Origin of the sequence: Streptomyces stelliscabiei (assembly GCF_014873495.1) — a bacterium.
Taxonomy (GTDB): domain Bacteria; phylum Actinomycetota; class Actinomycetes; order Streptomycetales; family Streptomycetaceae; genus Streptomyces; species Streptomyces bottropensis.
On record NZ_JADBGF010000001.1, the window covers coordinates 3,827,177 to 3,852,789 of the forward strand.

The 25,613-nt window shown below is 69.3% G+C and carries 20 protein-coding genes, 2 tRNA genes and 1 pseudogene; 5 read left to right on the forward strand and 18 right to left on the reverse strand.

What is annotated here, in order from left to right:
- Window positions 1-16: 16 nt before the first annotated feature.
- The 6 genes from mreC to H4687_RS16925 all read right to left on the reverse strand — a co-directional run bounded on the left by mreC (window position 17) and on the right by H4687_RS16925 (window position 7,884).
- Window positions 17-970, reverse strand: a complete 954-nt coding sequence (mreC, locus tag H4687_RS16900) for a rod shape-determining protein MreC (protein WP_020115442.1) — start codon at window positions 968-970, stop codon at window positions 17-19.
- A 174-nt stretch (window positions 971-1,144) separates the two neighbouring features.
- Window positions 1,145-2,164 (reverse strand): rod shape-determining protein, encoded by a 1,020-nt coding sequence (locus H4687_RS16905; RefSeq protein ID WP_005479350.1) that lies wholly within the window; start codon window positions 2,162-2,164, stop codon window positions 1,145-1,147.
- A 370-nt stretch (window positions 2,165-2,534) separates the two neighbouring features.
- Entirely contained in the window at window positions 2,535-2,948 is a 414-nt protein-coding gene (gene ndk, locus H4687_RS16910) for a nucleoside-diphosphate kinase (RefSeq protein ID WP_005479351.1), read from the reverse strand.
- Between the two features lie 122 nt (window positions 2,949-3,070).
- The gene (locus H4687_RS16915) at window positions 3,071-3,430 is read right to left on the reverse strand and encodes a DUF4233 domain-containing protein (protein WP_046916655.1); all 360 of its coding nucleotides are present in this window, start codon (window positions 3,428-3,430) and stop codon (window positions 3,071-3,073) included.
- A gap of 8 nt (window positions 3,431-3,438) precedes the next feature.
- Window positions 3,439-4,947, reverse strand: coding sequence for a bifunctional tetrahydrofolate synthase/dihydrofolate synthase (gene folC / locus H4687_RS16920; RefSeq protein ID WP_046916654.1), 1,509 nt, complete (start codon window positions 4,945-4,947; stop codon window positions 3,439-3,441).
- Window positions 4,948-5,226: 279 nt separating this feature from the next.
- Window positions 5,227-7,884, reverse strand: coding sequence for a valine--tRNA ligase (locus H4687_RS16925; RefSeq protein ID WP_050398217.1), 2,658 nt, complete (start codon window positions 7,882-7,884; stop codon window positions 5,227-5,229).
- A 137-nt stretch (window positions 7,885-8,021) separates the two neighbouring features.
- Between H4687_RS16925 and H4687_RS16930 the strand changes: the two genes are divergently transcribed.
- On the forward strand, window positions 8,022-8,966 hold the full coding sequence (locus H4687_RS16930) for a hypothetical protein (protein ID WP_050398216.1): 945 nt from the start codon (window positions 8,022-8,024) through the stop codon (window positions 8,964-8,966).
- A gap of 87 nt (window positions 8,967-9,053) precedes the next feature.
- Here H4687_RS16930 and H4687_RS16935 read toward each other — a convergent pair whose 3' ends face one another.
- The 6 genes from H4687_RS16935 to H4687_RS16960 form a co-directional block, all read right to left on the reverse strand.
- The gene (locus H4687_RS16935) at window positions 9,054-9,314 is read right to left on the reverse strand and encodes a hypothetical protein (protein ID WP_050398215.1); all 261 of its coding nucleotides are present in this window, start codon (window positions 9,312-9,314) and stop codon (window positions 9,054-9,056) included.
- A gap of 175 nt (window positions 9,315-9,489) precedes the next feature.
- The gene (clpX, locus tag H4687_RS16940; protein ID WP_005479362.1) at window positions 9,490-10,776 is read right to left on the reverse strand and encodes an ATP-dependent Clp protease ATP-binding subunit ClpX; all 1,287 of its coding nucleotides are present in this window, start codon (window positions 10,774-10,776) and stop codon (window positions 9,490-9,492) included.
- 203 nt (window positions 10,777-10,979) lie between these two features.
- A complete protein-coding gene (locus H4687_RS16945) occupies window positions 10,980-11,660 on the reverse strand; it encodes an ATP-dependent Clp protease proteolytic subunit (RefSeq protein WP_046918143.1) in 681 nt (226 codons plus the stop codon).
- A 79-nt stretch (window positions 11,661-11,739) separates the two neighbouring features.
- On the reverse strand, window positions 11,740-12,354 hold the full coding sequence (locus tag H4687_RS16950; RefSeq protein WP_028796973.1) for an ATP-dependent Clp protease proteolytic subunit: 615 nt from the start codon (window positions 12,352-12,354) through the stop codon (window positions 11,740-11,742).
- Window positions 12,355-12,758: 404 nt separating this feature from the next.
- Entirely contained in the window at window positions 12,759-14,159 is a 1,401-nt protein-coding gene (gene tig / locus H4687_RS16955) for a trigger factor (protein ID WP_046918144.1), read from the reverse strand.
- Window positions 14,160-14,355: 196 nt separating this feature from the next.
- A tRNA-Pro gene (locus H4687_RS16960) sits at window positions 14,356-14,432 on the reverse strand.
- 177 nt (window positions 14,433-14,609) lie between these two features.
- On the opposite strand from H4687_RS16960, the gene H4687_RS16965 reads away from it, so the two are divergent.
- Window positions 14,610-14,683: transfer RNA gene (locus tag H4687_RS16965), tRNA-Gly, on the forward strand.
- Window positions 14,684-14,839: 156 nt separating this feature from the next.
- Here H4687_RS16965 and H4687_RS16970 read toward each other — a convergent pair.
- Window positions 14,840-15,034 carry a hypothetical protein gene (locus tag H4687_RS16970; RefSeq protein WP_033526477.1) on the reverse strand — a complete coding sequence of 65 codons (195 nt, stop codon included), beginning with the start codon at window positions 15,032-15,034 and terminating at the stop codon, window positions 14,840-14,842.
- Window positions 15,035-15,610: 576 nt separating this feature from the next.
- On the opposite strand from H4687_RS16970, the gene H4687_RS16975 reads away from it, so the two are divergent.
- Window positions 15,611-16,813, forward strand: coding sequence for an acyltransferase family protein (locus tag H4687_RS16975; protein WP_050398214.1), 1,203 nt, complete (start codon window positions 15,611-15,613; stop codon window positions 16,811-16,813).
- A 44-nt stretch (window positions 16,814-16,857) separates the two neighbouring features.
- Here H4687_RS16975 and H4687_RS16980 read toward each other — a convergent pair whose 3' ends face one another.
- Window positions 16,858-17,343 carry an HD domain-containing protein gene (locus H4687_RS16980; RefSeq protein WP_050398213.1) on the reverse strand — a complete coding sequence of 162 codons (486 nt, stop codon included), beginning with the start codon at window positions 17,341-17,343 and terminating at the stop codon, window positions 16,858-16,860.
- Between the two features lie 209 nt (window positions 17,344-17,552).
- A pseudogene (locus tag H4687_RS16985) lies at window positions 17,553-18,726 on the reverse strand (PP2C family protein-serine/threonine phosphatase).
- 225 nt (window positions 18,727-18,951) lie between these two features.
- Here H4687_RS16985 and H4687_RS16990 point away from each other — a divergent pair.
- Window positions 18,952-20,196, forward strand: coding sequence for a GNAT family N-acetyltransferase (locus H4687_RS16990; RefSeq protein WP_050398211.1), 1,245 nt, complete (start codon window positions 18,952-18,954; stop codon window positions 20,194-20,196).
- Between the two features lie 37 nt (window positions 20,197-20,233).
- On the opposite strand, the gene H4687_RS16995 is transcribed toward H4687_RS16990, so the two are convergent.
- Window positions 20,234-21,058, reverse strand: coding sequence for an Fpg/Nei family DNA glycosylase (locus H4687_RS16995; protein WP_097250184.1), 825 nt, complete (start codon window positions 21,056-21,058; stop codon window positions 20,234-20,236).
- Between the two features lie 154 nt (window positions 21,059-21,212).
- Window positions 21,213-21,698 (reverse strand): ribose-5-phosphate isomerase, encoded by a 486-nt coding sequence (locus H4687_RS17000; RefSeq protein ID WP_046918111.1) that lies wholly within the window; start codon window positions 21,696-21,698, stop codon window positions 21,213-21,215.
- A gap of 275 nt (window positions 21,699-21,973) precedes the next feature.
- Here H4687_RS17000 and H4687_RS17005 point away from each other — a divergent pair, with 275 nt between their 5' ends.
- A complete protein-coding gene (locus H4687_RS17005) occupies window positions 21,974-23,431 on the forward strand; it encodes an amino acid permease (RefSeq protein WP_046918110.1) in 1,458 nt (485 codons plus the stop codon).
- Between the two features lie 88 nt (window positions 23,432-23,519).
- Here the strand turns inward: H4687_RS17005 and H4687_RS17010 are convergent, their stop codons facing one another.
- Complete coding sequence (locus H4687_RS17010; RefSeq protein WP_404819278.1) at window positions 23,520-25,421, reverse strand: serine/threonine-protein kinase; 1,902 nt, start codon at window positions 25,419-25,421, stop codon at window positions 23,520-23,522.
- Between the last annotated feature and the right edge of the window lie 192 nt (window positions 25,422-25,613).

A 25,613-nucleotide genomic window follows, 5' to 3' on the forward strand; every position in this document is an offset into this window, starting at 1 on the left:
TCCTACTGTCCTACGTCTACTGCTCTTGCGGCTGTCCGTCGGCGCCTTCGGCGAGGTCGTCCGCGCCCGGGGTGACCGTCACCGTCACGGTCGGGGTGGGCGTGGCCTTCGGCCTGTTCGGCAGGACGGTGTCGCGCGGGTCCTTGCGGGGCGGCTGGACGACGACGCCGACGATGTCGAGCCGGGTGAAGGAGACGAACGGCTTGACGTAGATCGTGCGGGTGAGGTCGCCGCCGGAGGGGTCGACGCGGGAGACGAGGCCGACCGGGACGCCCGGCACGAACGGCTTGTCGGCCTGGGAGCCGAAGGTGACGAGGCGGTCGCCCGCCTTCACCTTGGCCTTGCCGTTGAGGAGTTCGACGCGCAGCGGGCGGTCGCCCTGGCCGGAGGCGAAACCGAGTTCGTCGGTGGACTCCATACGGGTGCCGACGGTGAAGTCGGGGTCGTTGGCGAGGAGCACGGTGGCGGTGTTGGGTCCGACGGTGGTGACGCGGCCGACGAGCCCGTCGCCGTTGAGGACGGTCATGTCGCGGGTGATGCCGTCGTCGCTGCCGATGTCGATGGTGACCGTCCAGGAGAAGCCCTGGGCCGCTCCTATGGCGATGACCTCGGCGCCCTTGATGCCGTACCGGCCGTTGGCCGCGGTCCTGAGGATCTTGTCGAGCTGCTTGCTCCGGCTGCGGTTGCGGTCGTCGCTGCCGAGGGACGCCTTCAGTTCGGCGTTCTCCTTCTCCAGCGCGGCGAGGCGGTCGTGGCGGGAGCCGGAGTCACGGACGGCGCTTATGGCGTTGCCGATGGGGTCGACGGCGGTCGACACGCCGTCCTCGATCGGGCCGAAGACGGTGGCGGCTCCACGTCGGGCACCGTCGACCGGTGAGTCCTCCCCGCCGCGGATGTCGACCGTGATCAGCGCGAACGCGACGGCGATCAGCAGCACCAGGAGCAGCCGGCTCTCTCGTGTGTCCCTCACGTGCGGCGGCCGTGCCTTCCTCATAGGAATTCGACAGGAATGGGGGAATTCGGGTAGCCCCTGAGAATCCCGAGACGGGAACGACAGGGGCGCTTTGTCGGAGCTTATGCCTCGATATCAACGATCCGCCGCACGAGAAGAGAACGTCCCGTACGGCGGAATCGAAGTGTTACTTCATCTGCGGGGCTGGGCGTCGAGCACCTGCTGCAACGCCTCGAACTCCTCGACGCACTTGCCGGAGCCGAGCGCCACGCTGTCCAGCGGGTCCTCGGCGATGTGGATCGGCATTCCGGTCTCCCGGCGCAGCCGCTCGTCGAGACCGCGGAGCAGGGCGCCACCACCGGTCAGGACGATGCCGCGGTCCATGATGTCGCCGGAGAGTTCCGGCGGGCACTTGTCGAGGGTCGTCTTGACGGCATCGACGATGGCGTTGACGGGTTCCTCGATCGCCTTCCGCACTTCCCCCGCGGAGATGACGACGGTCTTGGGCAGCCCGGACACCAGGTCCCGGCCGCGGATCTCGGTGTGCTCGTCAGCGTCGAGGTCGTACGCCGAACCGATCGTGATCTTGATCTGTTCGGCCGTCCGCTCACCCAGAAGGAGTGAGTACTCCTTCTTGATGTGCTGGATGATCGCGTTGTCCAACTCGTCGCCCGCGACGCGGATGGACTGGGCGGTGACGATGCCGCCGAGGGAGATGACCGCGACCTCCGTGGTGCCGCCGCCGATGTCCACCACCATGTTGCCCGTGGCCTCGTGGACCGGCAGGCCGGAGCCGATGGCCGCGGCCATGGGCTCCTCGATGATGTGCACCTGACGGGCGCCCGCCTGGGAGGACGCCTCGATGACGGCGCGGCGCTCGACACCGGTGATGCCGGACGGCACGCAGACGACGACCCGGGGACGGGCGAGATACCGCCGCTTGTGGATCTTCAGGATGAAGTAGCGGAGCATCCGCTCGGTGATCTCGAAGTCGGCGATGACACCGTCCTTCAGCGGACGTACGGCAACGATGTTGCCGGGCGTCCGCCCGATCATCTTCTTGGCCTCCGCGCCGACCGCGAGAATTCCACCGGTGTTGGTGTTGATCGCGACGACGGACGGCTCGTTCAGTACGATCCCGCGACCCCTGACGTACACCAGCGTGTTGGCGGTCCCGAGGTCGACAGCCATGTCACGGCCGATGAACGACATTGAGTTCCCCATCAGGATTCGTGTGGCCTTCCCACGTGGAGCGCTGACGGCTTTTGAGAGCTTTTCAGGCTTTTCGGGTCGGCGAAGTGGGTGCTGTGACGTGAAGGCTTACATCGTAGTCTCGCCCGCACGAACACTGCGCGAGGGTCTTCGCCATTGTGGGCATGCGATGCGTCGCCTCGCCTCTGGAGACGATCCATCGGGGGTGCGCGTTCCCCCGATCGCCGCGCATATGCCGTTGTACGGCCGGATTTCGCGCGGGACGGCTGGTCAGCCGGTGTAGGCCGGGTGGGTGGTGGCCGAGTGTCGCGAGAAGAGTAAGGGCGGCGGGGACGGGACGGATCACCGGCCCCCGCCGTCGCGCGGGTCGCTACGCGCGCCCGGGGAAGAAGATCTTCACCTCGCGCTCGGCGGACTCCTCCGAGTCCGACGCGTGGATCAGGTTCTCCCGCACGATCACGCCGTAGTCGCCCCGGATGGAACCGGGCTGCGCGGCGATCGGGTCGGTCGGGCCGGCCAGCGCCCGCACCCCTTCGATGACGCGCTCGCCCTCGACGATCAGCGCGACGACCGGTCCGGAGGCCATGAACGCGACGAGCGGCTCGTAGAACGGCTTGCCCTTGTGCTCGCCGTAGTGCTGCTCCAGCGTGTCCTGGTCCAGGGTCCGCTGCTCCAGCGCGGTGATCTGCCAGCCGGCCTTCCGCTCGATACGGCTGATGATCTCGCCGGTCAGGCCACGCCGGACGGCGTCGGGCTTGAGCAGGACGAGGGTGCGCTGGCTCACGGTGGTGACTCCTTCAATTCACACGGGTGCGGAGCTCAGAGGCTACAGGGCGCCTCCGCCCCGGTGTTACGCAGCGTCAGGAGGACCGGGCTGCCCCGGGCCTCTGCCCGGCTCGACCCGGCTCAGGAGGCTCCGGCGCCGGCCTCGGTGGCCGCCTGGGCCGCGAACCGGGCCTTCGCCTCGTCGACCTTCCGCCCGTAGTGGACCGACGCCCACCACAGGGCGGCGAAGACCGCGCCCATGAAGAACATGGTCGGGACGAAGAAACCGGAGAGGATCAGCGCGATCTGCAGGGCCCAGCCGAGCTGGACGCCGCCGGGCCGGGTGACGAGGCCGCACAGCAGGACGCACAGGAACATGGCGACGCCGCTGACCGTCCAGACCGTCGACACGGCCAGCTCGGGATCCTTCATGGCGACCAGACCCGCGAAGCCGATCACGAAGAACTCGCCGATCAGGGTCGAAGCACAGAGGGTACGCATCGTGGAACTCAGCCCTTCCCCAGCAGCAGCCGGGCCTCGCCGACGGTGATGACGGAACCGGTGACGAGGACGCCACCGCCCGCGAACTCGCCCTCCTCCTCGGCGAGCGTGATCGCCGCCTCCAGGGCGTCGGGCAGCCTCGGCTCGACCTGCACCCGCTCCTCCCCGAACACCTCGACCGCGATCCCGGCCAGTTCGTCGGCGTCCATCGCCCGGTGGCTGGTGTTCTGCGTGATCACGACCTCGGCGAAGATCGGCTCGAAGGCCTCCAGGAGACCCCGTACGTCCTTTTCGCCGCTGGCACCGACCACACCGATGAGCCGGCTGAAGTCGAACGCCTCGCCGACCGCCTCGGCCGTGGCCCGCGCGCCCGCCGGGTTGTGGGCGGCGTCGAGCACGACGGTCGGGGACCGGCGCACGACTTCGAGGCGTCCCGGTGAGGAGACCGACGCGAACGCCTTGCGGACCGTGTCCAGGTCGAGGGGTTCCGGGCGCTGCGAGCCGACACCGAAGAACGCCTCGACCGCGGCGAGGGCCACGGCCGCGTTGTGCGCCTGGTACGGGCCGTGCAGCGGGAGATAGACCTCGGGGTACTCGCCACCGAGGCCGCGCAGGGTCAGCATCTGCCCGCCGACCGCCACCTGCCGCCCGACGACACCGAACTCCAGGCCCTCGCGGGCCACCGTCGCGTCGACCTCCACGGCCTTCTTCAGCATCACCTGCGCCGCGTCCACCGACTGCTGCGCCAGGATCACGGTCGCGTCCTGCTTGACGATCCCGGCCTTCTCCAGGGCGATCTCGGCGGGGGTCGTCCCGAGCCGGTCGGTGTGGTCGAGGTCGATGGGGGTGACGACGGCCACGTCCCCGTCGATGACGTTGGTGGCGTCCCAGGTGCCGCCCATCCCGACCTCGACGACGGCCACGTCCACGGGCGCGTCCGCGAAGGCGGCGTACGCCATGCCGGTCAGCACCTCGAAGAAGGACAGCCGGTACTCCTGCTGGGAGTCGACCATCTCGATGTACGGCTTGACGTCCTCGTACGTCTCGATGAACCGCTCGGCGGAGATCGGGGCGCCGTCGAGGCTGATGCGCTCGGTGATCGACTGCACGTGCGGGGAGGTGTACCGGCCGGTGCGCAGCTCGAAGGCGCCGAGGAGGGCCTCGATCATACGGGCGGTGGAGGTCTTGCCGTTGGTGCCGGTGATGTGGATGGAGGGGTACGACCGCTGCGGCTCGCCCAGGACGTCCATCAGCGCGGCGATCCGGGTGACCGAGGGCTCCAGCTTGGTCTCGCCCCAGCGGGTCGCGAGGTCGGTCTCGACCGCGCGCAGTGCCTTGTCGACGGCCGGGTCGGTGGGGCGGGACGGGACGTCGTCCTGCGACGCGCCGCCCCGGGTGCGCAGGGTGCGGCTGCCGGCCTCGATCACCGCGAGGTCGGGATCCCTGTCGGTCTCCGCGGCGATGATCTCCTCGAACGGGTCGATCGGGTCGGGCTGCGTGTCACTGCGTTCGCTCACGGGGTCAGTCTACGAGTCGGGCTCCGCCGCGCTGGGGGAGCCTCACAGCTCGGGGGTACGCGTTGTGGGGGCGGCCGCGGGTGGATGGTGGCTGATCGCGCAGTTCCCCGCGCCCCTGGAAGGGCTGCGCCCTTTCCCCGCCCTCCACGACCGCGGGCAGGCGTGCCGCTGGGCGGCACGGGCAGGCGCAGGCGGCGCCCGGCAAGCGCCCCCTGCCCCCGGCAGGCGGAAACCCCCGGTGCCCCAAGAGCACCGGGGGTCTCCCACACCTGCGAACGGCTACGCCTGCGGCAGCCGGTCCAGCTGCGCGGCGATGCGGGCGATGTCCTCGTCCGCCTTCGCCAGGCGCCCGCGGATCTTGTCCACCACGTTGTCCGGGGCCTTGGCGAGGAACGCCTCGTTGCCGAGCTTGGCGGTGGCCTGGGCCTTCTCCTTCTCGGCCGCCGCGAGGTCCTTCGCGAGGCGCTTGCGCTCGGCGGCGACGTCGATGACGCCGGAGAGGTCGAGCGCGACCTCGGCGCCCGCCACCGGCAGGGTCGCGGTCGCCGAGAAGCCCTCGCCCTCGGGCTGGAGGCGCAGGAGCTGACGGATCGCGGCCTCGTGAGGTGCCAGGGCCGTACCGTCGAGCGTGAGGCGGGCCGGGACGCGCTGGCCGGGCTGGAGGCCCTGGTCGGCACGGAAGCGGCGGACCTCGGTGACGACCTGCTGGACCAGCTCGATCTCGCGCTCGGCGGCGTCGTCGCGGAAGCCGCCCGGTGCGTCAGCGCCAGGAACGGACACGGCCTTGGGCCACTCGGCGATGACGAGGGACTCGCCGCCGGTCAGCGTCGTCCACAGGGTGTCCGTGACGAACGGGACGACCGGGTGCAGGAGACGCAGCGTGACGTCCAGGACCTCGCCCAGGACGCGCTGGCTGACCTCGGCCGCCTCGCCGCCCGCCTGGAACGTCGTCTTGGACAGCTCGACGTACCAGTCGAAGACCTCGTCCCACGCGAAGTGGAACAGGGCGTCGCTGAGCTTGGCGAACTGGAAGTCCTCGTAGTACGCGTCGACCTGCGCGACCGTCTCGTTGAGGCGGGCGAGGATCCAGCGGTCGGTCGCCGAGAGCTTCGACGCCTCCGGGAGCGGGCCCTGGACCGTCGCGCCGTTCATCAGCGCGAAGCGGGTGGCGTTCCAGATCTTGTTGGCGAAGTTGCGGGAGGCCTGGACCCAGTCCTCGCCGATCGGGACGTCGGTGCCCGGGTTGGCGCCGCGCGCGAGGGTGAAGCGGAGCGCGTCGGAGCCGTACTTGTCCATCCAGTCGAGCGGGTCGACGACGTTGCCGAAGGACTTCGACATCTTCTTGCCACGCTCGTCGCGGACCAGGCCGGTCAGGGCGATGGTCTTGAAGGGGACCTCGCCGTCCATGGCGTAGAGGCCGAACATCATCATCCGGGCGACCCAGAAGAAGATGATGTCGTGGCCGGTGAGGAGGACGTCGGTGGAGTAGAACTTCCGCAGGTCCTCGGTCTGTTCGGGCCAGCCGAGCGTGGAGAACGGCCACAGGCCGGAGGAGAACCAGGTGTCCAGGACGTCGGTGTCCTGGGTCCAGCCCTCGGCCTCCGTGCCGGGCGGCTGCTCGTCGGGACCGACGCAGACCGTCTCGCCGTCGGGGCCGTACCAGACCGGGATGCGGTGGCCCCACCACAGCTGGCGCGAGATGCACCAGTCGTACATGTTGTCGACCCAGTCGAAGTAGCGCTTCGACATGTCCTCGGGGTGGATCTTGACCCGGCCGTCGCGGACGGCGTCACCTGCCGCCTTGGCCAGGGGCGCGACCTTGACCCACCACTGCATGGACAGCCGCGGCTCGACCGTGGTCTTGCAGCGCGAGCAGTGGCCGACGGAGTGGGTGTACGGGCGCTTCTCGGCGACGATGCGGCCCTGTGAGCGCAGCGCGCCGACGACGGCCGAGCGGGCCTCGAAGCGGTCCTGACCGAGGAAGGGGCCGTGGACGGTGATGACACCGTGCTCGTCCATGATCGTCATGGACGGCAGGTCGTGGCGCTGGCCGATCGCGAAGTCGTTCGGGTCGTGGGCGGGGGTCACCTTGACCGCGCCCGTGCCGAACTCGGGGTCGACGTGGGTGTCCGCGACGACCGGGATGCTGCGATCGGTCAGCGGCAGCTTGATCAGCTTGCCGATGAGGTGCCGGTACCGCTCGTCGTCCGGGTGGACGGCGACGGCGGTGTCGCCGAGCATCGTCTCGGCGCGGGTGGTGGCGACGACGAGGGAGTCCTCGCCCTCGCCGTACCGGATGGAGACCAGCTCGCCGGCGTCCTCCTGGTGCTCGACCTCGATGTCGGAGATCGCGGTGAGACAGCGGGGACACCAGTTGATGATGCGCTCGGCGCGGTAGATCAACTCGTCGTCGTAGAGCCGCTTGAAGATGGTCTGGACGGCCTTGGACAGTCCTTCGTCCATGGTGAACCGCTCACGGTCCCAGTCGACGCCGTCGCCCAGCCGTCGCATCTGGCCGAGGATCTTGCCGCCGTACTCCTCCTTCCACTGCCAGACGCGCTCGACGAACTCCTCGCGTCCCAAGTCGTGGCGGGACTTGCCCTCCTCGGCGAGCTGCTGCTCGACCTTGTTCTGCGTGGCGATGCCGGCGTGGTCCATGCCGGGGAGCCACAGCGACTCGTACCCCTGCATGCGCCTACGCCGGGTCAGGGCGTCCATGAGGGTGTGCTGGAAGGCGTGCCCGAGGTGCAGGCTGCCGGTGACGTTCGGCGGCGGGATGACGATGGTGTACGCGGGCTTGTCGCTCTTGGCGTCGGCCGCGAAGTAACCACGCTCTACCCAGCGCTCGTACAGCGCCCCCTCTACATCGGCCGGCGCGTACTGGGTCGGCAGATCGGTGGCGGGCGCTGGAGGCTGCTGCTGAGCGTTCTCGGTCACCCGCTCAGTTTAGGGGTGTCACGGGGTGGTCCCGAAACCCGATTCTTCCGTAACGGTGTGCCCCCCGGTGCGTGGGACCCATCGAGATTGCGCCAGGATGTCAGGAACACATAAGCATCTGGAGGGGAACCCAGAACATGAGCTACAACCAGCCGGGCCCGTACGGCGGGCAGCCCCAGCAGCCCGGACCGTACGGCCAGCCGGGCCCCTACGGCCAGCAGCCGCCGCAGGCCGCCCCCCAGCCCGGCTACGGCCACCCCCAGCAGGCGCCGCCGGCGCAGCCGGGTTACGGGTACCCCCAGCAGGCCCCCCAGGGCGTCCCGCCCCAGACCCCGCCCTACGGCCAGCCCCAGGCCCCCTACGGCCAGCAGCCCTACCCGACCGTCCCCCAGCCGCCGGTCCCCTCGGGCGGCGGCGGCAAGAAGGTCGGCATCATCCTGGGCGCGGTCGCCGTGGTGGCGGCGGTGGCGGTGGGCGCGTACCTCGTCCTCGGCGGAAGCGGGAGCGCGGACATCGCGGACGACGGCCCGCACAAGCTGACTACGCCGGCGACGGTGCTCGGGGACTACAAGAAGTCCGGCGAGTCCGGCGACGAGATGACCGACGAGGAGCTGAAGAAGGCCGAGGCCTTCGGCATCAAGAACCCCAAGGATGTCAGCGCCAACTACCAGTCGGGGGACAAGAGCAACCCCCTGGCCGGAAAGATGATCAACTACGGCGGCGTCTACGGCGAGATCGAGGACCCGGAGAAGGCGGTCGACAGCTTCCTCGCCATGCAGAAGGAAGAGGCCACGAAGAACGACATCACCTTCGTCGGCGATGCGGAGGAGTACACACCGGACTCGCTCGACGGCGCCGTCATGAAGTGCCAGAAGGCGAAGGGGAAGCTGGACGAGGGCGACACGACGAGCGGCGGACCGAGCGAGATGAACCTGGTCTACTGCGTCTGGGGCGACCACAGCACTCTGGGTTTCGTGATGCCCATGGAGTACTCGGATCTCGCAGCGGGCAAGTCGACGGACCCGAACGAGGCCGCCGAGACCGCCGCCAAGCTCCGCAAGGAAGTTCGCGTCGCGGTCTGACAGCTCTCCCACGCACGAGGGGCACCCGACTCGGGGTGCCCCTCCGTCGCTTCTGGCCTCTGGCGCAAGCCGACCGGCCTCAAGGCCTCAGGCCAATGTGCATGCCCTGTTCGCGTGTCCCGCCCTCACACCAACGTCCTGCAGTTTGACTATGCAGACCGGATTGAATCCGATGACGCTGTGATAACCGCATGCGCTGGTTACCACCGGGCCGACTCTGTACCCCTTGTCCTTGAGGTACTCGACACAGTCGAACGCATCAGCGTGCGCCGTGCCAGCCGCGGCCACCGGCACGATCCCCGCCGCTGCGGCCACACCCAGGGCGGCCAGGAAGCGCCTTACCTTCACGTCATGATCCTTTCGTTCCGTCTCAGAGGTCGGTTCTGAGGCGCGAACAGGAGATCATTTAAGGTGATCATGACACTAGGCCTTCGGCTGGGCCTGGCCTGATCTGGATGGAGACTGACCGAAGAGGGCACCCGACGTGAGACGTCGGGTGCCCTCTTCGGTCAAAGGCAGGCGGCTACGCCGTCTTCTGCTCCCCCGGGCCCCGGCCCCGCGCGTCGCGGGGGATCAGGGTCGGGTTGACGTTGGAGCGGACGACGTCCGCGTTGATGACGACCCGGGCGACGTCCTTGCGGGACGGGACCTCGTACATGACCGACATCAGGACTTCCTCCATGATGGCGCGCAGGCCGCGGGCGCCGGTCTGGCGGAGGATGGCCTGGTCGGCGATGGCTTCGAGGGCCTCGCGCTCGAAGTCCAGCTCCACGCCGTCGAGTTCGAAGAGGCGCTGGTACTGCTTCACCAGCGCGTTGCGGGGCTCGATGAGAATCTGGAGCAGCGCCTCGCGGTCCAGGTTGTGGACCGAGGTGATGACGGGCAGACGGCCGATGAACTCCGGGATCATGCCGAACTTGACCAGGTCCTCCGGCATGACGGCCTCGAACTGGTCCTTGGACTCCAGCTCGCGCTTGGAGCGGATCGTCGCGCCGAAGCCGATGCCCTTGGCGCCGGCCCGGGACTCGATGATCTTCTCCAGCCCGGAGAAGGCACCGCCCACGATGAACAGGACGTTCGTCGTGTCGATCTGGATGAACTCCTGGTGGGGGTGCTTGCGGCCGCCCTGGGGCGGAACCGAGGCCGTGGTGCCCTCCAGGATCTTCAACAGGGCCTGCTGGACGCCCTCGCCCGACACGTCACGCGTGATGGAAGGGTTTTCACTCTTCCTCGCGACCTTGTCGATCTCGTCGATGTAGATGATCCCGGTCTCGGCCTTCTTGACGTCGTAGTCGGCCGCCTGGATGAGCTTCAGCAGGATGTTCTCGACGTCCTCGCCGACGTACCCCGCCTCCGTCAGCGCCGTCGCGTCCGCGATCGCGAACGGGACGTTCAGCATGCGCGCGAGGGTCTGGGCCAGGAGCGTCTTGCCCGAGCCCGTGGGGCCCAGCAGCAGGATGTTGGACTTCGCCAGCTCGATGGCGTCCTCGCGGCTTTGACCGCCGCCGTTCTCCCCGGCCTGGACGCGCTTGTAGTGGTTGTACACGGCCACGGAGAGCGCCTTCTTGGCCGCCTCCTGACCGACCACGTAGCCCTCGAGGAACTCGTAGATCTCGCGGGGCTTCGGGAGTTCCTCCCAGCGGACCTCGCTGGTCTCCGCGAGTTCTTCCTCGATGATCTCGTTGCAGAGGTCGATGCACTCGTCGCAGATGTACACACCGGGCCCTGCGATGAGCTTCTTGACCTGCTTCTGGCTCTTGCCGCAGAACGAGCACTTGAGCAGATCGCCGCCGTCACCGATGCGTGCCACGGTGTGCTTCCCCTTCGCCTGGGAGTCGACTGGACGATTGGAATCCAGCGGCTCCTGGTGCTGCCTTATGTCGACGGTACCTTGCCGGGCCCCTCGTTCGGGCCCCCCTTGGCACGGTTCGCTTTGACGTGCACCTTGTCGTGCACTGGGTCAAATGGTGCCAACCATGCCAAGGGGCGGCAGACGATACATCCTTTTCGCAATCAGCGGACGCTGTCGTTGTTCATCTTCCGCGTGGAGATGATCTGGTCGACCAGGCCGTACGCCAGCGCGTCCTCGGCCGTGAGGATCTTGTCGCGCTCGATGTCCTCGCGGATCTTCTCGATCGGCGTGGTGGAGTGCTTGGCCAGCATGTCCTCCAGCTGGGCACGCATCCGGAGGATCTCGTTGGCGGCGATCTCCAGGTCGGAGACCTGACCGCGGCCCGTCTCGCTGTACGGCTGGTGGATCAGCACCCGGGCGTTCGGCAGCGCCATGCGCTTGCCCGGCGTACCCGCGGCCAGCAGGATCGCGGCGGCGGAGGCCGCCTGACCCATGCAGACCGTCTGGATGTCGGGCTTCACGAACTGCATCGTGTCGTAGATCGCGGTGAGCGCCGTGAAGGAGCCGCCGGGGCTGTTGATGTAGACCGAGATGTCCCGGTCGGGGTCCATCGACTCCAGGCACAGCAGCTGCGCCATGACGTCGTTGGCGGAGGCGTCGTCGATCTGCACCCCGAGGAAGATCACCCGCTCCTCGAAGAGCTTCGCGTACGGGTCGTACTCACGGATGCCCTGCGAGGTGCGCTCGACGAAGCGCGGGATGACATAACGGGACTCGGCCGTCGGGCCCGTGTACTGGGAGCGTGGGCCGTCGAAGAGGCCGCTGCCGGGGAAGTCGTTCACTGTGGTCTCCTGGGAGCCTGAGAGGGGCTGAGGCGGTCGGCTGGGGGCTTTGCGGGGGTGGAGGTGCCGGCGGGTGCCGTCACTCCTGCCCGGCCCCGGTGCCGCCGCCGCCCGGCATACCGGCGGCCGTGGGGATCACGTCGTCGATGAGGCCGTACTCCTTGGCCTCGAAGGCGTCGAACCAGCGGTCACGGTCCGAGTCACGGGTCACCTGCTCGACGGTCTGACCCGTGTGCTGGGAGGTGAGCTCCGCCATACGCTTCTTGGTGTGCAGCAGCCGCTCGGCGTGGATCTTGATGTCCGACGCCGAACCGGCCAGGCCGGCCGAGGGCTGGTGGATCAGGATCTCGGCGTTCGGCAGCGCGAAGCGCTTGCCGGGGGTGCCCGCGCTGAGCAGGAACTGGCCCATCGAGGCCGCGAGCCCCATGGCGATCGTCACGACGTCGTTCTTGATGAACTGCATGGTGTCGTAGATGGCCATGCCGGCCGTGATGGAGCCGCCGGGGCTGTTGATGTAGAGGTAGATGTCCTTGTCGGGGTCCGCGGCAAGGAGCAGCAGCTGTGCGGTGATCTTGTTGGCAATGTCGTCGTCGACCGGCTGGCCGAGGAAGATGATCCGCTCGCCAAGCAGCCGGTTGTAGACCTGGTCGCCGAGGCCACCGCCGATGGAAGGCTCTCCGGCGGCGTAGGGCATCAGATTCGTCACGTATCCACCTGCTCGTCTTACGACGGCGCCGGGCCGTCTTCACGTTTCCCTTCCGGGGGCCGAGCCGTTCATCGACAGCCCAGCCCTCGTCTTCATGGACCCTAACGCGGTGGCTCCGCCGGTGAATCCCGCAAAGGGAACTGTTCGCTGTCAGCGCATGTGCTCCGCTGGTCGAGCGGGGGCCTGGTCGCCCCCGCCCCCGCCGAAGGGGCGCGGGGATCTGGGCGACCGGCCCGCCACGAGCCGCGGACGCGTCTGCCACGCCAGGGGCGTCGGCGAGTGCGGCTCGTACGCGGCGGGCCGCGCAGTTCCCCGCGCCCCTGAAATGCACCAGGGCCCCCGGGGCACCAAGGGTGTCCCGGGGGCCCGTCAAGGCGTCACGAGCGGAGCGATCAGGCCTCGGGGGCCTTCTCCTCGGCCTCGGCCGCGGCCGGGGTCTCCTCGGCGGACTCGGCGGAGGCCTCCGTGGTCTCCTCGTCCTCGTCGTCGTCCAGGTCGACGACCTCGCCGTTGGTGTCCTTCACGGTGGCGGACTCCACGACCAGGGCCAGGGCCTTGCCGCGGGCGACCTCGCCCACGAGGAGCTGGACCTGGTTGTTCTGGACGACCGCCTGGGCGAACTCGTCCGGGGACATGCCGGAGGAGGCGGCGCGGCGCATGAGGTGCTCGGTGAGCTCCTCCTGGTTCACGTTCAGCTTCTCCTTGGCGACCAGCTCGTCGAGGACGAACTGGGTCTTGATGCCCTTGACGGCCGCTTCCTTGGTCTCGGCGTCGAACTCCTCGACCGTCTTGCCCTGGATCTCCAGGTACTTCTCCAGGTCCAGGCCCATCTGGCCGAGCTGGTGGTGCTCCAGGTTGTGCTTGCGGGTGTTGATCTCGTCCTCGAGCAGCTTCTCGGGGACGGGCACCTCGACGATCTCCAGCAGCTTCTCCAGGACACGCTCCTGGGCCTGCGTGGCCTGGTCGTACTGCTTCATGTTCTCCAGGCGCTTGCGGCTGTCCGCGCGCAGCTCCTCGAGGGTGTCGAACTCGGAGGCGAGCTGGGCGAACTCGTCGTCCAGGGCCGGGAGTTCACGGGCGGCGACCTGGGTGACCTTGACGGTGACCTCGGCCTCCTTGCCGGCCGCCGAGCCACCCTTCAGCTCGGAGGCGAAGGTGGTCTCGCCACCGGCCTCCAGGCCCTTCACGGCGTCGTCGATGCCGTCCAGCAGCTCGCCGGAGCCGATCGTGTAGGAGACACCCTCGGCGACGCCGTCCTCCAGGATCTCGCCGTCGACCTTGGCCTCCAGGTCGATCGTCACGACGTCGCCGTCCTCGGCGGCACGCTCGACCGGGGAGGTGGAGGCGAAGCGCTCGCGCAGCTGCTCGACCGCCTTCTCGATGTCCTCCTCGGTGACCTCGACGGCGTCGACCTCGACCTCGATGCCGGAGTAGTCCGGGATCTCGATGGCCGGGCGGACGTCCACCTCGGCGGTGAAGTTCAGCGTCTCGCCGTCCTTCAGCTCGGTGATGTCGACCTCGGGCTGGCCCAGGACATTGAGCTCGGCCTCGTTGACCGCGTCCGTGTAGAACTTCGGGAGCGCGTCGTTGACCGCCTCCTCCAGAACCGCACCGCGGCCGAACCGCTGGTCGATGACGCGGGCCGGGATCTTGCCCTTGCGGAAGCCCTTCACCGTGACCTGCTGGTTGATCTTCTTGTACGCCGCGTCGAGGCTGTCCTTGAGCTCCTCGAAGGGCACCTCGATGCTGAGCCGAACCCGGGTCGGGTTCAGGGTCTCCACGGCGCTCTTCACGGTTCGGTCTCCTTGGGGGCTGACTTCTTGGGGTTCTGCTGACCTTCCCCGCCGGTGGGCGGGGCTTCAGCGGACTTCGCGGCCCTTGAGAGACGTGAGAGTGCAGACACACGGGCGCGCAGTTTGCATAGTAGCCGCAGGCGGTACACGCCCCAAAAGGTGATCTTGCCGGTGGCGGGCGCGCCTGCCGGCACGGTGGTCGGGGTGGCGGGATTTGAACCCACGGCCTTCCGCTCCCAAAGCGGACGCGCTACCAAGCTGCGCCACACCCCGTCTGGTGCGACACGTAGGGTACATGCCCGCAGGCCATGGGATTGCCGCATTTACCGAGTGCGCGGGCGTGTGCGACGGCGGACGACAGGCGCGGCCCGGAAGGGGTGTGCGGCGGTGGCGCCCGACCCGCTACGATGCCTTCAGTGCCGCGGTCGCCCGACCTGCGGCGCGAGCTGTGCGGGCGTAGCTCAATGGTAGAGCCCTAGTCTTCCAAACTAGCTACGCGGGTTCGATTCCCGTCGCCCGCTCCAACGGCCTCCGGCCCGGTTCGAGGGAATCCCTCGGACCGGGCCGGAGGTTTTTTGTCGCCTCGCGGTTCGCCGACCGACCGCTCCGCCGTCGTACGGCGCGTGTCCGCCTTCGCACGACGCGTGCGCGGGTGCGCACGGCGCGTGTTCGGGCGGTCACTAGAACTGGATCGAGTTGATCGTGTCCGCTATCGAGTTCAGGAAGCGTTGGATGTCGTCAGCCATACCCGTCGAGGCGAGGAAGAAGCCGAAGAGGATGGCGACGACGGCCGGTCCGGCCTTGATCGTCCCTCCCCGCATCAGCACTACCAGGATGATCCCCAGCAAGAGCACCACTGACAGCGAAATGGCCACACAGATCACACCCTCGGTCGGTCCGCACCCGGCCCGGGGCGCCGACCCCACGCGCACCCCGCCAGAACCATCGTGCCACCAACGGGGCCGTCATATGCAGCAGGTGAGACAACGTCGGTCACGGCACCGCACGCGCGCCACCTCCGCCCCCGGTCAACGGGAGCGTGCCGGGAGTGAATTCGGGATGATCGTTTCCGTGCACACACAACCCGTGCGCAGGTAATTCGAATTGTTGCCACAGACACATCAAGAGGCAGGGCCAGGACGGTAATTAACCGGACATTTCACCGGAGTCGCCTGCGCACGTTATGCACCATTTAGTCGGGATGAATGCGGACAGACCGCCAGATGGCAACCGCCGCACGGTGTACACACGGTGATGCTCTACCCGGTCATGACTTCACGAATCCGGGGTACGCGTGAGGCACACGTACCCCTCAATACAGGATTCACGTGGGTGGTTTTACGTAATCGCACAGACAACGCTAGGGTGCCTCAGATGTTCACCGCTGCCTCGTCCCCCGCTTGCGCAGCGAGTGCTCGGACCGTCTTCCGGAGTTTCCGGCGGGAGGGTCTGTGACGAACTCGCTGCGACCGCACGGCCGGTCCGGGACGCCGCTCCCGCCGGCACAGTCACCACAGCCGTCCGCCGACGGAGTGCCGAGTCCGCGCTCGCTGAAGTCCTCGTCCCCCCACCCGGCGCCGAGTGGCGCCTCCCCGGAGGCCAGACCGGCCAAACAACGTGACGCGTTCTTCGACAACGCCAAGTACCTCGCCATCGTGCTCGTGGCGATGGGGCACGCGTGGGAGCCGCTCACCGACCACAGCCGCGCCGCCGAGGCGCTTTACATGGTCGTGTACACGTTTCACATGCCGGCGTTCATCATCATCTCCGGCTACTTCTCGCGCAGTTTCGACATGCGCCCCGACCGGCTCCGCCGACTGGTCACCGGCATAGCCGTGCCGTACGTCCTCTTCGAGATCGCCTACTCCTTCTTCAAGCGGTGGGGCGACGACGACCCCTCCCACCCGATCAGTCTGCTCGACCCCTGGTACCTCACCTGGTTCCTCATCGCGCTGTTCGTGTGGCGGCTGACGACGCCGCTGTGGAAGGTCGTGCGCTGGCCGGTCCCGGTGGCCCTCGCCATCGCGGCGCTCGCCTCCGTCTCCCCCGACATCGGGGACGACCTGGACCTGCAACGTGTCCTGCAGTTCCTGCCGTTCTTCGTCGTCGGTCTCTTCATGAAGCCCGCGCACTTCCAGTTCATGCGGCGCCGTGAGGTGCGGATCCTGTCTCTGCCGGTGGCCGGGAGCGCGCTGGCCATGGCGTACTGGCTGGGCCCGGACATGAACTCGGCCTGGTTCTACCACCGTGACAGCGCGCAGGAGCTGGGTGCGCCGTGGTGGGCCGGGATCGTCATGACCTTCGCGCTGTTCGGCTGCTCCATGGTGCTCACCACGTGCTTCTTCGCCTGGGTGCCCCGGCGCAAGATGTGGTTCACCGTCCTGGGCGCGGGCACGCTGTACGGCTACCTGCTGCACGGGTTCCTCGCGAAGGGCTCGCGCTTCTGGGACTGGTACGACGCCAACGCGTGGGTGTACCAGCCGCTCGGCGAGCTGTTCGCCACCTTCTTCGCGGCGGCCGTCATCACCGTGCTGTGCACCCCGCCGGTGCAGCGGATGTTCCGGTTCGCCATGGAGCCGAAGATGGAGTGGGCGTTCAAGCGGGACGCCACCGAGCTGGCCCGTGAGCGAGGGAAGGCCGGCGCCAGGTCGTAGGCACCCGGGTTCCGTTCCCGGCCCCGGCGCCGGGTTCTTCGCCCTCAGTTGTTCCCCGTGGCCTCCTCGGCCGCCGGTTCGTCCGGCAGGCCGAGGAGGTTTCGCATGTGGGCGTACTTGTGGGTCAGGCGGGTGCGGGTGGGTTCGTCCAGGACGGCGAGGCGGGCCGGGTTCGCGTTGTGGGCGAGGTCCGACTGCTTGACGAGGAGGGCGCCCGGGGTGTCGAGGATGCGGGCGGCGTACGCCTCCGGTCGTTCGCCCTCGCGCTTGGTCAGCGCCCGCACGATGGCCTTCGTGCGGGCGGTCAGGGGGGCCTCGGTGAGCCAGGTCTCGGTGAGGGCGCCGTCCTCGACGGCGTCGTGCAGCCAGGCCGCGGCGATCTGGTCATCGTCGCCGCCTCGTGCCGTGACGCCGTCCGCCACCGCCTGGAGGTGCTCGGTGTAGGGGTGGCCGGCCTTGTCCGTCTGGGTGGCGTGGGCGGTTCTGGCCAGGGTTTCGACTTCGGGGAGGGAGAGAGGGGTCGGGGGCATCGGGTTCCTGGCTCCTTCGGGTGGCGGGAGGCGGGTGGTCGGTGGCGGGTGGGTGTGGCGGGTGGCGGGTGGGTGTGGCGGGTGGCGGTCCGGATGTCGCCCCCGCCGCCCCTACCCGTCCCATCCTCAAGGGGCTGCGCCCCTTTGACCCCCGTCTGCCGGTCCGGTGGGGGTTCTCGCGCCGTTCCCCGCGCCCCTTTCAGGGACACCTACCGTGTCGCCGTCGGGCCTTCTCGGCAGATCAGGAGAAGGGCTCGGTCGTCGTTGACGTCCTTGGCCACGGCTTCGATGAGGTGCCAGGCGGCGCCGTGGAAGCCGCCCGCGACGTAGCGGTCGGCCTCGCCGGTGAGGCGGTCGATGCCTTCGACTATGTCCCGCTCGGAGGTCTCGACGAGTCCGTCGGTGAACAGCATCAGGACGTCGCCGGGGCGCAACGAGCCCTTGACCGGGTCGAACTGGGCACCGTCGTAGACACCCAGGAGGGGGCCCTCGGCGGCCTTCTCCTCCCAGCGACCGGTGCCCGCGCTGAGCTGGAGGCCCGGGGGGGTGGCCGGCGGAGAAGAGTTCGTAGTCGCCGGAGTCGAGGTCGAGGACGAGGTGGATGGAGGTCGCGAAGCCCTCGTCCCAGTCCTGGCGGAGGAGATAGCCGTTGGCGGCCGGGAGGAAGGCGTGCGGTGGGAGCGATCCCAGCAGTCCGCCGAAGGCGCCCGACAGGAGCAGGGCGCGGGAGCCCGCGTCCATGCCCTTGCCGGAGACGTCGGTGAGGACGACTTCGAGGGTGCGGCCGCCGTTCGTACGGGCGGCCACGACGAAGTCACCGGAGAAGGACTGGCCGCCCGCGGGGCGCAGGGCCATCTCGCGGTGCCAGCCGACGGGCAGCTGCGGCAGCTTGCTCTGTACCCGGATGCGTTCGCGCAGGTCGAAGAGCATGGTGCCGCCGCGCCGCCAGGGCACGCCGACCCGGCTGCGGAACTGGGCGATGAGGAGGCCGAAGAAACCGCAGGCGGCGACCACGAGCACGATGCCGGGCGTCACCCGGGCCGGGCCCTCGGGATAGGGGCCGAGCCGTACCGACTCCACGATCAGCGCGGTCGCGGCGGCCGCGTACAGGCCGAGGAGGCTGGCGGGCCGCAGCAACAGGCCGCCCGCGACGATGGGCAGGACCAGGACGGCGGGTGAGAACCAGACCTCGTTGATCAGCGTGAGGCAGGCGATCAGCGGGATCATCATCAGCAGGCCGACGAGGGCGATCCAGTCGGAGCCGTCCCCGCGGAAGTAGTCGACGGCGGATTTGCGCACGCCGGTGCGGACCCGGTGAACCAGCTTCTTCATCCGGGCCGTGAGCGTATCGGCCGCCGCGCGCCGCTCTCGTCCTGCTGCCATTGTTCGGGACCTTATCCATCGGACCAGCCCCTGTGCACAGGAGGTCCTACTTGTCCCCCTTCCGAGGGCCGGTTCACGACGAATCTCACACAGATCTCACACCGGAACGCGTCCTTCGGCCCCCGTGCGCCCTCCGTGCGGCACCTGGGAAGGATCCCACGTCGCGCCGCGACGCGCGGGGCAAATTCGCTCGCTCGCGCCGGAGCGCCCTGCTAGGCATGGCGTATGACGACTGAGCTGCGGCCACTGCGCAAGGAAGACTGGAACGTCTGGTACGACAACCTCGTCCGCGCCTTCGGCGGCACCCCCGAACCGCCGGAGGAGCGCGAGTTGTGGCAGGCGCTCACCCCGTACGACCGCTCCGTCGGCGTGTGGGAAGGGGACCAATGCGTGGGTACGGCGGGGGCGTTCGACTTCCGTCTCGCGGTGCCCGGCGGCTCGGTCGTCCCCGCGGCGGGCGTCACGATGGTCGGTGTCGCGGCCACGCACCGTCGGCGCGGGGTGCTGACGTCCATGATGCGGCGGCAGTTGGACGACATCCGCTCCTGGGGCGAGCCGCTGGCCGTGCTGACCGCGTCGGAGCCGGCGATCTACGGCCGGTTCGGATACGGCCTCGCCACGCGCCGGCTCACCGCCGACATCGACACCGCCCGGGTACGGCTGTCCGTACCGCCGGGCACCGATGACGTACGGCTGCGCTACGCCGACCCCGCGGAGGTGCTCGACGCGTGCGAGGCGGTGTACGCCCGGCAAGTGCCGGAGCGGCCCGGGATGCTGGCCCGGCGGCCCGGCTGGGCGCAGGCGGACCTGCTCGACACGGAACGCCATCGCAACGGGGCCTCGCCCCTGCAGTGCGTGGTGGCCGAGCGGGCCGACGGCGACGGTTCCGGTGTGGTCGGGTACGCGCGGTTCCGGATCAAGTCCGACTGGGGGCCGAGCGGGGCGGAGGGCGTCGTCCAGGTGAGCGCGCTCCAGGCCCTGGACCCCGCCGCGCGCGCCGCCCTGTGGCGGTTCCTCTTCGACATCGACCTGACGTCGCGCGTCGTCGCGCACCGGCTGCCCGTGGACGAGCCCGCGCTGCACCTGGTGTCGGACATCCGCCGCTGCGGACTGCGGATGACGGACGACCTGTATCTCCGGCTGGTGGACGTCGGCGCGGCCCTGCGTCTGCGGACCTATCAGGCGCCGCTGGACGTGGTGTTCGAGGTCGAGGACTCCTTCTGTCCCTGGAACGAGGGGCGTTGGCGGCTCACCGGCGACCCGAAGGGCGCGACCTGCGAGCGGACCGCCGACGCCGCCGATCTCTCCCTGTCCGTACGGGAGTTGGGGTCGGCCTATCTGGGCGGTGTGAGCCTGTCCGCCCTGGCCGCGGCCGGGCTGGTGCGGGAGCTGCGGGAGGGGGCGCTGGCGGAGGCGTCCGTGGGGTTCCTCGCGTCGGGGCCGGCGCCCTGGCTGCCGCACGGGTTCTAGGGCGCGGAGCCCGAACCCGACCCGGTGGGCCGGGGGTTCACCTCTGCTGGCAGGACGGGCACCAGAAGAGGTTGCGGGCGGCGAGGTCGGCGGTGCGGATCTCGCCGCCGCACAGATGGCAGGGCATGCTCGCCCTGCGGTACACGTACACCTCGCCGCCGTGGTCGTCGACGCGGGGCGGGCGGCCCATGGCCTCGGGCGTGTGTTCCGGGCGGACGGTGTCGATGCGGTTGTGCCGCACCCCCTCGCGCATGAGGCCGACGAGGTCGGCCCAGATCGCGTCCCACTCCGCCGGGGTGATGTCCCTGCCCGCGCGGTACGGGTCGATGCCGTGCCGGAAGAGGACCTCCGCGCGGTAGACGTTGCCGACGCCCGCGATCACCTTCTGGTCCAGGAGCAGCGCCGCGATCGTCGTTCGGCTGCGGGAGACACGGGCGTACGCGCGGGCCGGGTCCGCGTCGGCGCGGAGCGGGTCGGGGCCGAGGCGCGCGTGCACCGCCTGCTTCTCGGCGTCCGTGACCAGGGCGCAGGTCGTCGGGCCGCGCAGGTCCATGTACGACGTGTCGTTGCGCAGCCGCAGGCGGACGGTGTCCGTGGGCGGGGGCGCGGGGGCCGGCCCGAAGGTGACCTTGCCGAAGAGGCCCAGGTGGATGTGCACCCGTTCCTCGGCGTCCGGGTCGCCGAAGTGCAGGAAGAGGTGTTTGCCGTGGGCCTCGGCGGTGTGGAGTGGGGCGCCGGTGAGGAGGGCCGCGGCGTCACTGAACTTGCCCTGGGGGCTGGTGACGTGGGTGGGCCGGCCGCCACCGCCGAAGTGGGCCAGGCAGTCTTCGGCGAGTCGGTGGATGGTGTGCCCCTCCGGCACGGGGTCCTCCGGGGGTTCGGCAGGGGGGTGGGGGGTGGGGGGTGGCAGGCGTGCGATTTCGGGTGCGGGTGGGGTGGGGGTTGCCCGCGCAGTTCCCCGCGCCCCTGGCGTGCGGGGGCTGCGCCCTCTGCACGCCAGGGGCGCGGGGGGCGCCTCAGCCCTGGGGGTGGTGTGCCGGGATGGGCGGGAGGTCGCCGGTTGTTTCGTACGCCGCCAGCATGTCGATGCGGCGGATGTGGCGCTCGTCACCGGAGAACGGGGTGTTGAGGAAGGTCTCGACGAACTTCGTCGCGTCCTCCTGGGAGTGCATGCGGGCGCCGACGGCGACGACGTTGGCGTTGTTGTGCTCGCGGCCCAGCGCGGCGGTCTCGGCACTCCACGCGAGGGCGGCGCGGACGCCGGCCACCTTGTTCGCGGCGATCTGCTCCCCGTTGCCGGAGCCACCGATGACGATGCCGAGGGACCCGGGGTCCGCGGCCGTGCGCTCCGCCGCGCGGAGGCAGAACGGCGGGTAGTCGTCCTGGGCGTCGTAGATGTGGGGACCGCAGTCGACGGCCTCGTGGCCGGCGGCCTTCAGCCACTCCACGAGGTGGTTCTTGAGTTCGTATCCGGCGTGATCAGAGCCGAGGTAGACGCGCATGGTCCGAGTGTGACACGCGCGTTTCGGCGCGGCACGACGGGGTGCTGACCGGCGAAACCTGACACCGGGCCAGAGAACCTCAAGTAAACCTCAAGTAACGATCTGGATTCAAAGGCCCAGGAACACTTTCGCCTCCGATTCACTGGACCGATCTTTATGGCGGCCCACCCGGCTCCCGGCTGCCGACTCTCGTTTCCCGCTCGTACGAGAGTCGATCGGGGGTCGCTGGGCAGACGCACGGAAGTCCCCACGACGGCGCAAAGGAAACCTCCCCCATGACCTCGCAGCCGACCCTGCCTCCCCAGGCGGACGATCCAGACTCGTCCTCTCCCCCCTCCCCCGGTCTGCACGCCGGCCTCAAGAACCGTCATCTGTCGATGATCGCGATCGGCGGTGTGATCGGGGCCGGCCTGTTCGTCGGATCGAGTTCCGGCATCAGGACCGCCGGTCCCGGCATCCTCCTGTCCTACGCGCTCGTCGGCACGATGGTGGTGCTGGTGATGCGGATGCTCGGTGAGATGTCCGCCGCGAACCCGACGTCGGGGTCGTTCTCGGCCCACGCCGACCGCGCGCTCGGGCGCTGGGCCGGGTTCTCGATCGGCTGGCTGTACTGGTTCTTCTGGGTCGTCGTGCTCGCGGTCGAGGCGACCGCGGGTGCGGTGATCCTGGAGGGCTGGATCCCGGCGGTGCCGCAGTGGGGCTGGGCGTTGATCGTGATGGTCGTGCTGACCGCCACGAACCTGGTCTCGGTGGGCTCCTACGGTGAGTTCGAGTTCTGGTTCGCCGGGATCAAGGTCGTCGCGATCGCCGCGTTCATCGTGGTGGGCGGTCTCGCGGTGTTCGGCGTACTGCCGGGGGCCGACACCGACAAGGCCGGGCTGTCCAACCTGACCGACCACGGCGGGTTCCTCCCCCACGGCCCGGGCGCGATCCTCATCGGTGTCCTGCTGGTCGTCTTCTCCTTCATGGGCAGCGAGATCGCCACGCTGGCCGCCGGGGAGACGGAGAACCCGCAGAAGGCCGTCACCAAGTCGACCAACAGCATCATCTGGCGGATCGGCGTCTTCTACCTCGGCTCGATCTTCGTCGTGGTCACGCTGCTGCCGTGGAACGACCCGTCGATCAAGGAGAAGGGCTCCTACGTCGCCGCCCTGGACTCCCTCGGGATCGCGCACGCCGGTCAGATCATGAACTTCATCGTGCTGACGTCGGTGCTGTCCTGTCTGAACTCCGGTCTGTACACGGCCTCGCGCATGGCCTTCTCGCTGGGCGAGCGCGGGGACGCGCCGCGCGCGTTCGGCCGGACGAACGCGCGCGGTGTGCCGATGGCGGCCATCCTCTCCTCGGTGGTGTTCGGGTTCGTCGCGGTCATCTTCAACTACTTCTTCCCCGAGGGTGTCTTCCTCTTCCTCGTCAACTCCTCCGGCGCGGTCGCCCTGTTCGTGTGGCTCGTCATCTGCTTCTCGCAGCTGCGCATGCGCAAGATCATCGAGCGGGAGACGCCGGAGAAGCTCGTCGTGAAGATGTGGCTGTACCCGTATCTGACGTGGGCCACGATCGGACTGATCCTCTTCGTCCTCGGCTACATGCTCACCGACACCGAGCACGGCAACCGCGAGATCCTGCTGCTGTCGCTGCTGGTCGCGGCGGTCGTCGTCGGCATCGCGGTCGTCAAGGACAGGCTCGGCGGGCGGAAGTCCGCCGCCACCGAGGTGAGCGACAAGGTGCACTGAGATCCTGGCGTGCTCCGGGGCCCGGTGGCGGTTCGTCCGCCGCCGGGCCCCGTTTCGTCGTCCGGGGGCCTACGGAGTCGTCCGGGCCCTATAGAGGGGTGAAGGTCTTCTCGACCTTCTCGTAGACCGGGAGGGCGCGGTCCTCGATGTCGGGGTGGTACCAGGTGGTCAGCTGGTACGACTTGCCGCCGGTGTTGAAGCCCAGGGACCGGACGTGCCAGGGCAGTTCCTGGGCGGTCACGGTGTACTCCCACACGACGGCGGGCTCGCCCCGGAACTCGGTCTCCTCCAGACGGATCCGGGTGTATCCCGGCCCCTCACCGGTGCTCCTCTCCTTCTTCCGCCACTGCTCCATGAGGTCGCCGCGCGCGAGGGAGGCCTTGCCGACGATCTCCTGCCGGGCGTCGGGCGAGGTGTAGTGCACCTCCGCCCCGGCGTGCACCTCCCGCGAGAAGCCGTCCGGCGGCACCCAGGCGAACACTCCGGCCTCCGTACGGGCACCGGGCGGCAGTCGGGGCGGGCGGGAGGTGCCGGCGACGGTGGGGGCGGGGGTGCCGGTGGGGGTCTCGCTGGAGTGGGACGCCGAGGACGACGGCTTGTCGGTCCTCTCGTCGCGCGAGCCGTTCAGCGCTGGTACGAGGACCGCGGCTACGGCAGCGGTCGCGGCGAGGGTCGTGGCCGCGACGAGGGCCGGGCGGCGGTGCTTCGGCCGGGGGGCCGGGGGTGCTGTGGGGGTGGCGGGTTCTGCGCGGTCTGCGGGTTCTGTGGGCTTCGCGGGTTCTGCGGGTTCCGTGTGCCTTGGGTGGCTTGATGGCACGGGCGGGGCCTCGGAGGAGGCGCTGCGCGGCGGGGAGGGGGTGCGGTTGAGGACGGGGGTGGTGGGTCGGTCGGGTTGGGAAGTGGGGGCGAGGGTGGGGGCGGCGTACGGGTCCGACGCGGGCGGGGTCGGTTGTCGCGGGTCGGGGTGTGTGCGGGGGTGCGGTGCGGGCTCGGGGTGCGGATGCGGGTGCGGTGCGGGCTCGGGGGTGGGTCGGTTCCGTACGGTCGGCGTCGGCTGTATGGGGGTGGAGCGGGCGGTGGGTGTGGGCTCCGGGGGCACCGCGGGCTTCGCTGCGGGGTGCGCGGGGGCGGCTTCCGGCTCCTCCGCGTCGTCCGACGGCCCCGGCCACGTCGTCGGGGTGGTCGTGGGCGGGTCGGTGGCGATGTGGCGGAGCGTCTCGGTGAGTTCGCGCACGCCGGGACGGGACTCCGGTTCCTTCTTGAGGAGGGCGGCGAGGAGGTCGTGGAGGGGGCCTGCGGCCGTGGGGAGTTCCGGCTCCTCGTAGAGGACCGCGTGCAGGGTGGCGAGCGTGGTGGCGCGGGAGAAGGGGGAGCGGCGTCCGAGCGCCGCGCAGAGGGTGGCGCCGAGGGACCACAGGTCGGAGGGCGGCCCCTGCGGACGGCCGGAGACCCGCTCGGGGGCCATGTAGTCGGGGGAGCCGACGAGCATGCCGGCCATGGTGAGGGCCTCGGCGTCATGGAGGGCGGCGATGCCGAAGTCGGTGAGGACGGCGTGAGGGGCTCCTGCGCGTTTGACGAGGACGTTGGCCGGTTTGATGTCGCGGTGCAGGACACCCTGGGCGTGCACCTGGCCGAGCGCGTCGACGAGTTGGAGGCCGATCCGGGCGGTTGCCCGTACGTCGAGTGGGCCGTCCTGCGCCACGAGTTGCTCCAGGGAGCGGCCGTCGACCAGTTCCATGACGATCCAGAGCCGGTCGCCCGCGTCGACGACGTCGTAGACGCGTACGACGTGGGGGTGGTCGATACGGGCCGTGGCCCGGGCCTCCCGCAGGGTTCGCTCGCGCCGGGTGCGGCTGTCCTCCGGGTCGAGACCGTCGATCCGCATTTCCTTGACGGCGACCTGCCGGTCGAGGATGTCGTCGGTGGCCCGCCAGACCCGGCCCATTCCACCCTGACCGATGCTTTCGACCAGGCGATATCGGTCGGCCACCACAAGACCCGGAACACCGCCCCGCGTTATTTCCGGCACCCCCGTGCCCCCCTTCAACAAGTGACCTCATTTGCCACAGAAAAAACAAAAGGTCGCGCATTGGTCACACTTCGTGCCGCACCAGCATAGTGCCGAGAAATCTTGTGGTACCTCTTCAGAGGCCGTGAATTCAGGCACGGTCAGGGGGACGCA